This window comes from Collinsella sp. LCP19S3_D3 (assembly GCF_052121455.1).
In the GTDB taxonomy this organism is placed as follows: Bacteria; Actinomycetota; Coriobacteriia; order Coriobacteriales; family Coriobacteriaceae; genus Collinsella.
In genome coordinates this window covers 1-14,676 of record NZ_JBQKEF010000014.1, presented here as the reverse complement: position 1 = coordinate 14,676, position 14,676 = coordinate 1, and the positions used below count along the sequence as shown (strand labels likewise).

Below are 14,676 nucleotides of genomic sequence, written 5' to 3'. Positions count from 1 at the left end.
TCGGCGTATATACCCGCCCGCATAGTTACTCCACCGGCTTGAAGATGGTGGACTGGCCAAAGACACTACGTATGAGGGCTTTGGCCTCGTCCTCGGTCTGCGGGATGCCCGGGGCTGCGCCCTGGTGACCGAAAGGACTGCCAGCACCGGGGTTGGACTCCCAAGGGGCAGCGAGGGCGTCGTCACTTGCAGGAGCGGACGTCGCAGCTGCGGGAGCTGCGGCCGAAGCGGCAGGGCTGGGCGCAGGCGCCGCGGCAGGCATGTCGAACGGAGGAAGATCTTCCCCGCTCGCATCGCCGGCGAAGCCGCCGACCATGGCGTCGTCGTAGGGTACCTGCTCGGATTCCCATGGCGCAGCCTGCACAGACGGCTGAATCTTGGGAGCAGACGCGCACTCGGGCACTCGGGGCGCGGGCTCGGTCGGGAGCTTGCCCGTGGCAGGAGCACCGGCAGGGTTGTCGGAGCGCAGCCAAGGGGCCTTGGCCAGGTCGGATGACTTGGGTGCAGGCGCGGCAGCGGGCTTGGACGCGGGGATCGGAGCAGCCGGTTTGGGCACGGCGGGTTCAGTCACCGACGGGATCGGTGCCGCTACCGGTGCCGCTTTTGGCTGCGTCGCGCTGGCGCTCAAGGATGCAGGGGCCGCCGAGGACACGGGTTGCGGGTCCGCAGATGCCGCAGCCCGTACAGATGGAGAATGCTCCTCATGTTGAGGAGCCGGCCTGACACCCCCATCCAGGACATAGTCGACGGTGCGACGACCGAAGACCGCACTGACTGTCGGCAAAAACACCGCCTGTGTATCAGCACGCCCGAGCATCTTGATAGCAAATGCCGTAGGGAACGAGACCGTGAGCTTAGAACCATCGTCTGCCGTAGCGCGAGCGTTCAACAGGAGAGCCGCATAAGAAGGTTGTTGGGCCTTGACGCGCTCGACGACCTCGACCCATTTGCGCTGGAGCTCGCCGGCATCCTCGACCGCAGGGGTCTCGGCGGCGCCGGCGGCAGCAACCTGAGCGGCAGTGTTGGGCTGGGGCTTAGGCGCCGGCGCAGCGGCAGGTACGGGAGCCGAAGCGGCGGTGGGCTGGGGCATCGGAGCCGGGGCAGGCTGAGGCGCAGGCGCAGCGGGCTTGGGGGCCGGCGCGGGCTGGGCCGCCGGAGCGGCAGCGCCGCGGTCCCAGGGCATGCCGCCCTGGTGCGCAGACGCAGCGGCGGGAGCGGCAGATGCCGTCGGAGCGGCAGCTCGGGCACCCGAGATCAGCGTCGGTTGTTGTGTCGCCACAGGTGCAGCCGCGACAGCCGCGGGCGCAGCACCACCAGCAGCAGCCACGCTCGCCGGCACCGCGGCGTTGGCGACCATGGCCTCCAAGCGTGCCACGCGCTCGGCCAGGGCCTCAATGGTCAGATCGGCCTCGGGACGTGCCAGGCGCGTGCAGGCAATCTCGAGCACCAGGCGCACGTCGCTCGCACCCCTCATCTCCAACGCGGCATCGTCGAGCACTGTCAGCACGCGGGCCAGACGGTCGGCCGGATGCCCGCCAAAGGCAGCGGCCTCGGCAGCAAGCGCCTCGGCCTGCTCGGCCCCGCCCTCAAACAGCTCGGCACGGGTACCGGCAACGCAGGCCACATACACGTCGCGCACGTGCGCCACCAGGTCGCGCGTCAGCTCAAGCAGGTCATTGCCCTCCTCGACCTGTGCGCGAATGAGCCCATAGAGTCCAGCAATATCACGCTCGGCGATGGCGCGGGCAAACTCGCCCAGGATCTGGTCCGAAACCTCGCCCAAAAGCGAGCGGGCATCGTCCGCATGCACGGCGCCGTTGCCAAAAACGCTCAGCTGCTCCAGCGTGGAAAGCGCGTCGCGCATGCCGCCCTTGGCATGGCGCGCCACGATGGCCAGCGCCTCGTCGTCGTAATCGAAGCCCTCCTGCTCGCACACGTAGGACAGACGATGCTCGATATCCTCGTTGCCGATGCGGTGGAAATCGAAGCGCTGGCAGCGCGAGAGGATGGTCTCCAGAATCTTTTGCGGATCGGTGGTGCACAACACAAAGATCACGTGCGCCGGCGGCTCCTCGAGCGTCTTGAGCAGCGCGTTAAACGCCGCCGTCGTGAGCATATGGACCTCGTCGATGATATAGATCTTGTACTTGCCACGCACCGGGGCAAAGTTAACGGAGTTGATGATCTCCTCGCGCACATTGTCCACGCCCGTACGGCTTGCGGCATCGAGCTCGTAGACATCGGGGTGGTTGCCCTCGGCGATGAGCTCGCACTCTTCGCAAGTGCCGTCGGGCATGCAGCCGCTTGCGCCCTCGGCGCGCGCCGCCTCGGCATTGCGGCATAGCAGCGCCTTGGCCAGGATGCGCGCCATGGTGGTCTTGCCCGTGCCGCGCGGTCCGCAGAACAGGTACGCGTGGGACAGGCGCCCCTCGGTGATGGCGTGCTCGAGCGTCGAGACGATATGCTGCTGGCCCACCACGGAGTCGAAGGTGAGCGGGCGATACTTTCGGTACAACGATTCCATGGGTGCTCCCCCGGGTATACTGAGTCTTGTTGCCGCGACGGCCATGCGGTCGCACGGCATACTGCACTCATAATAACCCGTACGGCGAGCCCGCCGCGATAGGAGTCCAAAGAGCATGGCAGACGCAGAGAGCAACCTCGTTCCCTCCGAAGTAGCCGACCAGGTCGAGGTCGCGCTCGAGAAACAGGCAGCAGCCGACGACGGCATCCTGTACCTCAACGAGTATCAGTACGAAAACGACCTCGTCACCGACTTCGCCCGCTTGGTCGCCTCGCCCAGGCGTCGCGGCTCGCTGTATGTCGCCGCGGCAATTGCCGCGCTGCTCGGCATCGGCATGTTGGTGGCCGGCGGCAACTGGATCAAGTTTGGCGTCGTCCTGATCGTGTTCGGCGCCTTTTTGGCCTGGTGGAGCAAAAACCTGCACCACACGCTCGCCCGCGACTTTATCGACGCCGTCGAGGCCGACAAGTCCATGGGTGGCCGCTATCGCCGCGTCGCCGCCAACGAGGACGGCTTGATGGTATGGGGCAAGAGCGGCAAGTCGCAGTTCTTCCCGTTTGAGAAGCTCGACCACGTACTCGACGGCGAGCGCATCTTTGTTGCCATGTTCGCAGACCAGGGCGTGACGATCCCCAAGGACACCTTTGTTCGCGGCGACGCCGAGCAGTTTGGCTCCTTCCTTAAGGCGCGCATCAACAAAAAGCTCCGCATCGAGACCAAGAAGAAGAAAATGAAGGCCGAGAAGGCTGCAGCCGAGGCCAAGCAGGGAGACAAGGCAGACAAGCCCCAGGACAACAAGGGCAAGCAGTGCAAGCAGAAGAAGGGCAAGAAGAAGCGCTAAGGCCAAGTCAGACAGGCAGCCTCGCATCCCGCTATCCTCCCCATGCACCAGAGCGTGCTACACTAGCAGCATCTATGCCACCGCGAATGGCTCGGCCCCGCGCCCGCCGCTCGCAAACGAACTTTAAACGCACGAGGGTTGGCCATGCCGCTTTTCTCGCAACATACCGCCCGGTTCTCGCCGGACGTCCCTTTGGAGGGCACCAGCTCTCGCGAGCTGCTCAAGCGGTACCAGCCGCTCGAGACGCTTGCGACCGGCGGTTTTGGCTCCATCGAGATTTGCCGCGACACGCACCTGCGCCGTCGCGTGGCCATTAAGCGCATCCCTCTTATCAACGGCTCCGGCATACCCGCCAGCGACATCATGGATGTACTGCGCGAGGCACATACCGCCGCCATGCTTCAACATCCCAATATCGTGCAGGTTATCGACTTTACGCATGACACCGCCTATGCCTACCTGGTCATGGAGTATGTCGACGGCATGTCGCTGGCCGAGTTTTTGCATCGCGTGGACGGCCACTCGCTCACCTTTGACGAGGCAGCGACCATTGCCGACGCGTTGGGTCAGGCGCTCACCTTTGCCCATGCAAACGGCGTGCTTCATCTGGACATAAAGCCCGCCAATGTGCTCATTGACCACTCGGGCAATGTAAAGCTCACCGACTTTGGCATGGCGCGGCTGTCATCTGCCGGCGGCTTTGGCGGATCGTGCGGCGGCACCATCGGCTACATGCCGCCCGAACAACTCGATATCGAGACCGGCACGGTCGACGAGCGCGCCGATGTCTTTGCCCTTGCCTGCGTGATCTACGAGGGCCTGTGCGGCAGCGCCCCCTTTATGGCGGCAACGCCTGCCGACTCGCTCGACCGCATCATCGGCGGCGCCACCTACCCCAGCGAGCTGATCCCGCACTTTCCCCCGGGAGCCGAGGCAGCGCTCATGAGCGCCCTCTCCCCTATGCCGCAAGACCGCCCCGATAGCATCGAGGCATTCTGCGACCAACTCCTTGCCGGCTTGGGGAGCGTGCGCGAAGGCCGTCGCAGCTTGGAGCAGATGGTAAGCGAGCTTTCGGACGACGAGCACGCAGCAGACGATATGGAGTCGCTGCCTTACGAGGATAACGCCATCGAAGTCGACCCCGCGCTTGGTTGGGCGGGCACGCGCTGGAGCTGCGCGCGCGATTACACCATGCGCGGTATCTCGGCGCTAACGTGTGCAACCTTCAGCTTTTTGCTTATGCAGACAGCGGGCGTCGCGGCGCTTCCCGGGCTGGTCGCCGCGGCCATCGCTATTGGCGCGGCGGCAGGCTTGGCACCGCAGATCGGCTCGGCTATCTCGGCCGTGGGCTTTTTGGTGCTCATGGCCAACGCCACCATGCAGGCGCAGGGCATCCTGTCGATGCTGCCGGTCGCGGTCATTTTTGCCGCCGCCATGTCCGGATGGTGGATTGCCTGGGGACGCACCGAAGCGGCCGCGAGCGCGGCACTCACCTGCGCGCTTGCGCTAGGTTGTCTAACCGGCGACGCCATCCTTGCCGCCGGGGCCGCCGCGGGCTTCGCGGCGTTTTGGCTCGGCCCGGCAAGCGCCGCTGCCGCCACGGGTATAGGCGCGCTTTTTGCCCGCCTGGCCGCAGCTGCCCTCCCTACGGGAGGCGTGCTGGGGCTTGGCAATGTCGCCGCAGCGCTGGGCGACGCGTTCCTCTGGGCCGCCTTCGCACTGATCGCAGCAGCAGCCGCGGCAACGTCGCTGCTGCTCAATGCCCATGCCAAGCGCGCCGAGCAGGGGTCAAACCTCGCCGCCATCGTCGCAATTGCCGTCGCCGGTATCGGCTCGGCCGTATCGTTTTGTCTTGCACACCATATGGAAATTGCCAGCCTTGCGGGCACGGTCGTCGCCAAGGCGGCGGTTGCGGGAATCCTATCCTCTATAATCGTTGGGATATGCCTGTATTTGCTCGGATACCAAAGAACCTATACGGAGAGTGATCTTTCGTGAACTTCCTGAACATCTTCGAGGACCACGTGGCCGGCATCTTCGGTGCCACCCGTGCCCCGTTCTCCTTTAAGAAGCTTGCCAAGCAGGCTGCTCGCGACATGGAGGATCAAACTCTGGTGATCAACGGCGTCAACACCGCGCCGGCGCTCTATACCATCCTGATCGCCACCGATGACGATCCCATGCTTGCCCCGTTCTATCCCGAGCTTTCGCGCGAGGTGCGCGAGTTTGTGAAGGCGCAGGCCGAAAAACGCCGCTACGTCTTTGTCGGCGAGCCCCTTGTTCGCTTTATGATCGACCCTCAGCTGCGCGCCGGCAAGTTCTCGGTCTTTGCCGAGAACGTCGACGCTCCCACGCTCGGCCGTCTGTACGAGGAAGAGCGCGCCTATCAAAATGGCCTGGGACAGAACAGCTCGGCCACAAGCCGTGCCGCAAGCGCCCCCCGCGCCGGTCAGCAGCAGTTTGCATCGCCGCAGCAACACCCGGCCGCCATGCCCCAGCAGCAGCCGACACCCCGCGCTGCCACTCCCGACCCGCTCGCTGCGGCCGACCCCTTTGCACCCAATGTCCCCGATCCCGCAGCCCCCATCCCTGTGCCGCAAACCGTCTCGCGCGACGCACTTGCCGGTATGGGCGGAGCGGCTGCCACTGGCGCCGCCGTGGGCCTTGGCGCTGCGACCAGCATCGCCTCCAACATGGCAAGCCCCCGCGCCCCGCAGCGTCCGCTCGCCCAACTCGTCGACGTCGTGAGCGGCGAGAGCCACAACATCACCTCCGCGCAGGTGACCATCGGTCGTGAGCGCTCGGTATCCGACATCGCCCTGCGCGACCCCAACGTGTCGCGCCGTCATGCCCAGCTCACCTTTACCGGCTCTGACTGGTCGATCGAGGACCTCAACTCCACCAACGGCACGCTCGTCAACAACCGCCGCATCACGCGCTGCCCGCTGCGCAACGGCGATCTGCTAACGTTTGGCCTGAGCACCTTTGAATTTAGGGGTTAATCGCTTATGAACATCGATATCGTCCTTTTTGCAGGCCGCATCGTACTGGTCGTCCTGCTTTATATCTTCTTGTTCGCCGTCATGAAGACCGGCGTGGGGCTCGTGCGCGGCCAGCGCCGCGACTCTGCCATCTGGACGATCGATGTGGACAAGGGCCCGCGCGGCATCCGCGGTATTCACGTGGATATGCTTGGCCCCGTCATCGTCGGTCGTTCGCCGTCATCTGACATCTGCATCAACGAGCCGTTTGTCTCTGCCTCGCATGCGCGTTTTTCGCTGCAGGGCCCGGCACTTATTATCGAGGACCTCAACTCGCTCAACGGCACCCTTGTTAACGGCCGCCAGCTGGTGGAGCCCGCAACGCTGCGCGAGGGCGACGAAGTCCAGATTGGCGACGTGGTCATGAAGGTGAACCGTCGATGATCGACGAGGAGAACAAGTCCGCAACCATGTCCGAGGCGCTGGCTGCCCCCGCGGCCGTGCCGGCTCATGCCGCCCCGGCGGGCCCTGCGCCCGTGGAGCCCGAGGACACCGTGTTCTCCCCGCCTCTTTCGCATGTAACGCAAGACCATCCGATGCCCACCGATGGCCGGGATGAAGATAATTCCACCGATGCCCCCATCGGCGCGCACGCCGTTGCCGATCAACCTTCGGCACCGGAAACTACACCTGCGCCGGCCCACTTTGCCGAGTCTGTCGCCGCGGCAATCGATGAGAGCGCCGCGGTGTTTTTGGCCCCCGAGCCCACGGCACCGGTGTTTCCCGTAGTTCCAGCACCCACCGCAGCGCCCGAGCCCGCATCTACACCGGCACCCGCGGCGGCATCCTCCCCCGCGGCCGCATCGGCGCCCGAGGCCGTGCAGCCTACGGCCGAAGAGATGCCCGTCGCAGCGACGGAGGACGCCTCTCAGCCCCACAGCACGCCCGCGCCCGCGCACTTCGCGGCACCCGAGCCCGCAGCCGTCGCCCCGCAAGACGAAGAGCCTGCCGACAACACAACCGAAGTGCCCGCCACGTCTAAAGTCGACGACCCGAGCAACGAGGCCAACGCCGTCTCGCCCGGCGACACGGCCGAGATTGATGTCGCCGCCGTGGAGGCCAAGCTCAAGGACCCTGGTTCGACCATGAGTTTTGAGCCGCTGGCCGACGAGCGCATCGAGACCGATTCGACCTACGATGCCGGCACCACCACGCAACTCATGTGGGGCGCCCGCTCCGATGTTGGCTGCGTGCGTCCGCACAACGAGGACTCCTACCTGGTACAGTCGCCGCTCTTTTGCGTGTGCGACGGCATGGGTGGTCACGCCGCCGGCGAGGTGGCCTCATCCATCGCGGTCGAGACCATCGCCAAGACGGCGCCACAGGCTGCCGACGCCGCGCGCCTAGCCGCAGCCGTCGAAGCTGCCAACGCCGCCGTCATCGAGGCCGCACTCAACGGCCTGGGCAAGCCCGGTATGGGCTGCACGGCGACCTGCGCCTATATCGAAAACGACATGCTCGCCATCGCCCACGTGGGCGACTCGCGCGCCTATCTGCTCCACGAGGGCACGCTCATCCGCGTGACCCGCGACCACTCCTATGTGGAGGAGCTCGTGGACGCTGGCGAAATTACGGCCGACGAGGCGCGCGTCCATCCCAACCGCTCGGTTATCACACGTGCACTGGGTTCGGACCCCGCCATGTATGCCGACCACTTTACCCTGCACATCGAAGAGGGCGACCGCCTGATCCTGTGCTCGGACGGCCTTTCGAGCATGATTCCCGATAGCGAAATCGAAAACATCGCCACGCAATCGTCTACGGCGCAGATTTGCGTCGACAACCTGGTGGACGCCGCGCTCGCTGCCGGCGGCCACGACAACGTGACGGTAGTCGTTGTGGACCTGGTCGACGACGGCGTCATGCGCGAGGCGAAGCGTGTTCGCCGCCGCAACGTCACCATTGCCGCCATCCTGGGCATCGCTTTTGTGCTGGCGGCAGCCATCTGGGCCTACGCGGGCGTCACCGGCTCGTATTACCTGGGCACCTACAAGGACACCGTCGCGGTCTACCGGGGCATTCCCGGCAAGCCGCTCGGCCTTAAGCTGCACTGGCTCGAGAGCACGACCGCCATCAAGCTATCCGACCTACCCGAAGACACGCAGAATCGTCTGAAAGCAGGCATTCCGCAAACGAGTGTTGACGACGCGCAGGACACTATCTCCAAGTACCGTCATCAAATCGATGAGGAACAGACCCGCCAGGTGATCGACGCGCAAACGATTCGCGACAACACCGACCAGGAATCGACTTCCAAATCGAATTCCGCAAAAACCGCCGAACAGTCCGCCGAGGCCGAAGCCTCCGATAAGAATTAGAAAGGGAGTGCCGCTTATGAGTCGCCGCAACACCGAAATGCTCTTGCTCATCGCCTCGGCGTTCCCCGTCATCCTGCTGTATGCGATGTACGTGCTCACCGCAGGCGCTTCCATCTCGTTTGAAACGCTCGCCGTGCCGATCGGTCTTTTTGCCGCCTTCGCCGCGGCGCATATCGCCGTGCGCATCCTGGCGCCCGGTGCCGATCCGGCCATCCTGCCCATCGTCTTTGTGCTTTCGGGCATCGGCATCACGTTCGTAACGCGTCTGGCACCCGCCCTCGCCATCTCGCAGCTCGTCATTCTGTTTGTCTCGGTGGCACTGATGGTGGGCACGCTCGCGATGATCAAGAATCTCGATGTGGTCATGCGCTACAAGTACACCTTTGGCATCATCGGCATCATCTTGCTGATGCTGCCCATCTTTATCGGCACCACCATTTCGGGCTCCAAGCTGTGGATTCGCATCGCCGGCTTCACCATCCAGCCCGGCGAGTTCGCCAAGATTTTTATCGTATTGTTCTTGGCCGGATACCTAGCCGAAAACCGCGAGCTACTCTCCATCTCCAATCGCAAGATCTTGGGCCTCAAGGTCCCGCGCCTGCGCCTGCTGCTACCGCTGTTCGCTGTGTGGGGTGTATGCCTTCTGGTCGTTGTCTTCGAGCGCGACTTGGGCTCCGCTGTGCTGTTCTACACCATCTTCTTGCTGATGCTCTACGTCGCCACGGGACGTTTCTCGTATGTCGTCATCGGCCTTGCGCTTTTGGCAGTGGGTGCCGTGGGCGCCTACAAGTTCCTGTCGCATGTCCAGGTACGTTTCCAGATCTGGGCCGACCCCTTTAAGGATGCCCAGGGCCAGGGCTACCAGATTGTGCAATCCCTTTTCTCGTTGGCTGACGGCGGTCTTATCGGCGTTGGCATCGGTAATGGCATGGCCAATAACATCCCCGTCGTCGAGTCCGACTTCATTTTCTCGGCCATCGGCGAGGAAATGGGCCTTTTGGGCGGCGGCGCCGTACTCGTCCTGTTTATGCTCTTTGCCGTGCGAGGCCTGACCACGGCCGCCCGCGCTAAGTCCGACCTTGCCGCATTTAGCGCCACGGGCCTCACGGCCGCCATTAGCTTCCAGGCCTTCTTGATCGTTGGCGGCGTTACCCGCCTGATTCCGCTGACCGGCGTCACCCTGCCCTTTATGAGCCAGGGCGGCTCCTCGCTGCTGGCGAGCTTTATCATTGTCGCGCTTTTGCTGCGCGCCGGCGATGAGGCCACCGGTCGCGAAGCCGAGCTCACCGGTACCGGCACCATGGCCGCCATCACTGACGACCAGGTCGCTTCTGCCGCGGCGCATGCCGGCACGCGCTTCGCTTCTTCGTCTTCCTACGGCCGTGGCAGCCACTCCACCGGCTCGCGCATGCGTCGTCGCCTGCTCGATACGCCCGAATCTGGCGTGCTCGGCCGCGTGGCGCTCGCCAACCGCCTAACCCGCGCGGTGTTTGCCTTTACGGCCCTGTTCGCCATCCTCATCGGCAACCTCACCTATGTCCAGGTCATCAAGGCCAAGGATTACCAGGATATGCCGACCAACAATCACACCATCGCCCGTTCCAAGTACATCCAGCGCGGCTCCATCATCACGTCCGACGGCGTGACGCTGGCCGAATCGCTGCAACAGGAGGACGGCACCTACGTACGCTCCTACCCTAACGGCAACCTGGCCGCCCATGTGGTTGGCTATGTGAGCCAGCAGTACGGTACCGCCGGCATCGAGAGCGTGATGAACGACACGCTCACCGGTTCCAAGGATTACTCCAGCTGGAACAACGCCATCGCGTCGCTCGCGGGCCAAAACCAGCCGGGCAACACCGCCAAACTTACCATCGACTCCCGCATCCAGACGGCCGCCGAACAGGCTCTCAAGGGCTTTAAGGGCGCCGTTGTGGTCATGGACCCGCGCACTGGCGCGGTGCTCGCATGCGCCAGCTCGCCCACCTACGACAACACCAACATCGACGCCCTGCTGCAATCGGGCGGCGGTGAGGATGGTTCTATGTACGACCGCGCCATGGACGCCCTCTATACTCCGGGCTCCACGTTTAAGGTCGTCACGCTTTCGGCGGCACTCGAGACCGGCACCGCAAGCCTTTCGAGTACTTATCAGGCGCCCGGTTCCATGGATATCGGCAATGCACCGGTCACCAACTCCGCCAATGAGAGCTACGGCACGATTAGCCTGCAGCAGGCCTTTGCCGTGTCGTCCAACGTCGTCTTTGGTCAGGTGGCAAACGAGGTCGGCGCCAGCTCGCTCGTACAGTTCGCCAACGCCTTTGGCTATGGCCAAAAGCTCGGTCAGGACCTAACCGCCGCGGCGTCCATCATGGCCGACCCCTCGCTCATGACCGAGTGGGAAACCGCCTGGGCCGGCGCCGGCCAGCCCGTCGGCATGGACCACACGCCGGGCCCGCAGACCACCGTCATGCAGAACGCCGTTATCGCGGCGGCCATCGCCAACAGCGGCGTCGTCATGGACCCGTTCTTCGTTGCCCAGGTGCTCGCCCCAGACGGAACCGTGGTCAAGACCACGCAGTCCCGCTCACTGGGCCAGGCCGTCAGCGCCACCACGGCCGAACAGGTCAAACAGGCCATGCTCGACGTCGTTCAATCCGGCACCGGCACCGATGCCCAGATTCCGGGCGTCAAGGTTGCCGGCAAGACCGGCTCTGCCGAGATCGTCGGCACCAAGGTCAACTCGATGTTCGTCGGTTTTGCGCCTTACGATTCACCCACGGTCGCCATCTCGGTAGCCTTGGAGGATTACGACAAGCACGACGTCGAGGCGGCAAAGATCGCCGGCATCGTCCTGACCGCGGCACTTGCCGCCCAGGGAGCGTGATGCCCGTGATCGATGCGCAAGCATGGGGCGTGCCGCGGCCGATAACGCTAGCGGCAATGCGCCACACGGCCCCAGCGGCCTCAAATTTGGTACTACACACATCGTTGAGCGAATAGTCATGTTAGGAGCAGGAATGGAACAGAGGGTCCTCGGGGGAAGATACCTCCTCAAGGATAAGGTAGGAACGGGCGGCATGGCGACCGTCTACCGTGCACAGGACCAGGTCCTCGACCGCACGGTAGCTATCAAAATCATGCTGCCGCAATATGCCGGCGACGCCACCTTTGCCGCACGCTTTAAGCAGGAGGCCCAGGCAGCCGCCGGCCTCTCCTCCCCCTATATCGTCGGCGTCTACGATTGGGGCAAGGACGGCGACACCTATTACATCGTCATGGAATACCTGCGCGGCACCGACCTTAAGAGCGGCATCAAGAGCCACGGCGCCCTTGACCCCAAAAAGGTCGCTCAGATCGGCTCGCAGATCAGCTCCGCGCTTTCGGTCGCCCACAAGCACGAGATCATCCACCGCGATATTAAGCCGCAGAACATCATGGTGCTGCCCGACGGCAACATCAAGGTCATGGACTTTGGCATCGCGCGCGCCAAGAACAGCCACCTTACGCAGGACAACAACGTTTTGGGCACCGCCCACTACGTAAGCCCCGAGCAGACCCGCGGGCAGGATCTAGGCCCCACCTCGGACATTTACTCGCTGGGCGTCGTGATGTACGAGTGCGCCACCGGCCGCGTGCCTTTCGACGGCGACGATGCCATCTCGGTCGCACTCAAGCAGGTCAACGAGCTGCCCGTGCCGCCGAGCCAGATCAACTCCGGTGTCGATGCCGATCTTGAGCGCATTATCCTCAAGTGCATGGAAAAAGATCCGGCTAACCGTTTCCAGACGGCCGACGAGCTGCGTCAGGTGCTCAACAGCTACCTGTCTGGTCGCGCCGTCAACGTGCCGGAGCCTACGCGCGTTATCGGCGCCGTTGGCGACCTGGGTGCCACCAAGACCCGAGAGCTATCCGACCAGACGCGCGCCATGGTACGCCCCGTCTCGGGCGTAAGCGGACAAAATAACGCTCGCAGCTCCGTCTCGGGTTCAACCGGCTCTTACGCCACCGAGCAGCCCAAATCCAACAAGAACAAGATCATCGCCGCCGTAGTTGCTGCGGTAGCCGTAATCGGCGTCATCGTGGCCTTTGCCACCGGACTCTTTGGCGGCGAGCAGGTCCCGGTTCCCGATGTGTTGGGTAAGGACCAGGAGACCGCCGTCGAACTGATTAAGGATGCCGGCCTTGACGTCGGAACCATTGACCAGAGCTACAACGACGACGTCGACGAGGGAAAGGTTGTCGAGCAGACTCCTAACGGTCACACCAAGAAGCCCAAGGGCACCAAGGTGAATCTGGTAATCTCCAAGGGTCCCAAGCCCTCCGAGAAGGTTGATGTCCCGCAGCTCGTTGGTCTGACCAAGGACCAGGCAGAGGCGGCGCTGGCAAGCGTCGGCCTTAAGGGCAATGCCACCGAGGAAGCCAACGAGGCCGAAAAGGGCGAAGTCTTTGAACAGGGCACCGATGCGGGCAAGGAAGTCGAGAAGGGCACGACCATTTCGTACAAAGTCTCGAGTGGACCCGACACCACCTCCGTTCCCGATCTGACCGACATGACCGAGGCTCAGGCACGCAACGCCCTCGATATGGCCGGCTTCGGCGTCGATGTGACCTACCAGGAGAACGATTCCGTCACCGAGGGCACCGTCATTAGCTGGAACCCCAGCGGTAAGCAAAAGCCCGGCGCCACGATTACCGTCGTCATCGCCAAGAAGTCCGGCAAGGCAAACGTTCCGGGCAACCTGTACGGCAAGAGTATCTCCTCCGCCGTCACCGCGCTCAACAACGCCGGATTCTACAACATCGCATTCTGCGATCAGAACGGCAACCCCGTGAGTGGTAACGAAAACGCCACCGTGACGGGCGTCTCCCCCACTGGCAAGCAGTCCACCGACAGCACGATCACGCTGACGGTCGCACTTTCTGGCTCGGGTTCTGGCACGGGCGACGATTCCGGCACGACCAACTAGTCATCGAGACATTGCCCACAGCGGCTGATGCCGCAAACATATTCGCTCACAGGCGCCCGCTTGCTCCCCCAGCAAGCGGGCGCTTTCTTTATCCGAAGCAGTGAAAACTACGGTATGCCTTTAAACCAGAAGAGCCCGGTACCGCAGCGGTACCGGGCTCGATATTGCTCTGGTGCCCCCGGGCGGATTCGAACCGTCGACACCCGCTTTAGGAGAGCGGTGCTCTATCCCCTGAGCTACGGAGGCATGTTGTACTAGTGTAGCAGATTTGCGCCACTGCCATGCAGCGCATAGCCACTCTTCGAAGTTACGGTGGAACAGCCTTCCGGAAAGCGTGTCCCACTATCCAGACGAATTCTGGGACGTGCTTTCCGGATGGGGCCTCTCTAGGAAACTACGACCCGAAATTTGAGCGGGACTGCGGACGATTTCTTGGACCGTTACGCGGCCCTTCCCAGCGCGGCGCGGAACTCGGCCGGCGTGCGGCCGCCGAGCGCATCGCTGCGCCTCTCCGTATTGTATCGGCCGATCCAGCCCCCGAGCTCCTCGATGAAGCGGGCAGGGGTCCAGCCCGACCAGTCCCTGCCGTGCCAGAACTCCCTCTTGAGCAGGCCGAAGAAGCCCTCCATCGCCGCGTTGTCCGGGCTGCAGCCCTTGGCGGACATGCTCCTGGCGAGGCCGTGCCCCTCGCAGATCGAGATCCAGCCGGGCCAGCGGTAGTGGCCGCCGCGGTCGGAGTGGATGACGGGGCGCTCGCCGGGCGCGAGCAGCGCGCAGGCGTCCTCGAGCGTCGAGTTGGCGAGCGCGGCGTCCGGTCTCTCGCCGGCCCTCCACGCCACGACCGAGGAGTCGAAGCAGTCCCTGATGGCCGACAGGTAGACCTTCCTGCCGGAGGGCAGCCTGAACTCGGTGATGTCGGTGAGCCACAGGAAGTTCGGCAGGGCCGAGCGGAAGTCGCGGCGCACGAGGTTCGGCGGGGCCG

The 14,676-nt window shown here is 63.9% G+C and carries 9 protein-coding genes and 1 tRNA gene; 7 read left to right on the top strand and 3 right to left on the bottom strand.

The genetic code is table 11. The features are described from left to right. Positions 1–25: 25 nt before the first annotated feature. Positions 26–2,524 carry a DNA polymerase III subunit gamma/tau gene (gene dnaX, locus ACTQXM_RS06575; RefSeq protein WP_441537348.1) on the bottom strand — a complete coding sequence of 833 codons (2,499 nt, stop codon included), beginning with the start codon at positions 2,522–2,524 and terminating at the stop codon, positions 26–28. 115 nt (positions 2,525–2,639) lie between these two features. On the opposite strand from dnaX, the gene ACTQXM_RS06570 reads away from it, so the two are divergent. The 7 genes from ACTQXM_RS06570 (at position 2,640) to pknB (ending at position 13,694) form a co-directional block, all read left to right on the top strand. Beyond that, positions 2,640–3,365, top strand: a complete 726-nt coding sequence (locus ACTQXM_RS06570; protein WP_441537347.1) for a hypothetical protein — start codon at positions 2,640–2,642, stop codon at positions 3,363–3,365. A 144-nt stretch (positions 3,366–3,509) separates the two neighbouring features. Continuing rightward, on the top strand, positions 3,510–5,363 hold the full coding sequence (locus ACTQXM_RS06565; protein ID WP_441537346.1) for a serine/threonine-protein kinase: 1,854 nt from the start codon (positions 3,510–3,512) through the stop codon (positions 5,361–5,363). Then, positions 5,360–6,367, top strand: a complete 1,008-nt coding sequence (locus ACTQXM_RS06560; RefSeq protein ID WP_441537345.1) for an FhaA domain-containing protein — start codon at positions 5,360–5,362, stop codon at positions 6,365–6,367. The genes ACTQXM_RS06565 and ACTQXM_RS06560 overlap by 4 nt, the downstream gene beginning before the upstream one ends. Positions 6,368–6,373: 6 nt before the next feature. Further along, positions 6,374–6,790, top strand: coding sequence for an FHA domain-containing protein (locus ACTQXM_RS06555; protein ID WP_055250779.1), 417 nt, complete (start codon positions 6,374–6,376; stop codon positions 6,788–6,790). Continuing rightward, entirely contained in the window at positions 6,787–8,724 is a 1,938-nt protein-coding gene (locus tag ACTQXM_RS06550) for a Stp1/IreP family PP2C-type Ser/Thr phosphatase (protein WP_441537344.1), read from the top strand. The genes ACTQXM_RS06555 and ACTQXM_RS06550 overlap by 4 nt, the downstream gene beginning before the upstream one ends. 16 nt (positions 8,725–8,740) lie before the next feature. Continuing rightward, positions 8,741–11,611, top strand: a complete 2,871-nt coding sequence (locus ACTQXM_RS06545; RefSeq protein WP_441031907.1) for an FtsW/RodA/SpoVE family cell cycle protein — start codon at positions 8,741–8,743, stop codon at positions 11,609–11,611. Positions 11,612–11,744: 133 nt separating this feature from the next. Further along, a complete protein-coding gene (gene pknB / locus ACTQXM_RS06540; protein ID WP_441537343.1) occupies positions 11,745–13,694 on the top strand; it encodes a Stk1 family PASTA domain-containing Ser/Thr kinase in 1,950 nt (649 codons plus the stop codon). A 170-nt stretch (positions 13,695–13,864) separates the two neighbouring features. Here the strand turns inward: pknB and ACTQXM_RS06535 are convergent. Both ACTQXM_RS06535 and ACTQXM_RS06530 read right to left on the bottom strand, forming a co-directional pair. Then, positions 13,865–13,940, bottom strand: a tRNA-Arg gene (locus ACTQXM_RS06535). Between the two features lie 194 nt (positions 13,941–14,134). Beyond that, the coding region (locus ACTQXM_RS06530; protein ID WP_441537342.1) for an IS3 family transposase at positions 14,135–14,676 on the bottom strand (542 nt) is incomplete at its 5' end.

Coding starts and splice junctions, on each gene's coding strand:
- dnaX (WP_441537348.1), bottom strand. CDS start 2,524: ATGGAATCGTTGTACCGAAAGTATCGCCCGCTCACCTTCGACTCCGTG.
- ACTQXM_RS06570 (WP_441537347.1), top strand. CDS start 2,640: ATGGCAGACGCAGAGAGCAACCTCGTTCCCTCCGAAGTAGCCGACCAG.
- ACTQXM_RS06565 (WP_441537346.1), top strand. CDS start 3,510: ATGCCGCTTTTCTCGCAACATACCGCCCGGTTCTCGCCGGACGTCCCT.
- ACTQXM_RS06555 (WP_055250779.1), top strand. CDS start 6,374: ATGAACATCGATATCGTCCTTTTTGCAGGCCGCATCGTACTGGTCGTC.
- ACTQXM_RS06550 (WP_441537344.1), top strand. CDS start 6,787: ATGATCGACGAGGAGAACAAGTCCGCAACCATGTCCGAGGCGCTGGCT.
- ACTQXM_RS06545 (WP_441031907.1), top strand. CDS start 8,741: ATGAGTCGCCGCAACACCGAAATGCTCTTGCTCATCGCCTCGGCGTTC.
- pknB (WP_441537343.1), top strand. CDS start 11,745: ATGGAACAGAGGGTCCTCGGGGGAAGATACCTCCTCAAGGATAAGGTA.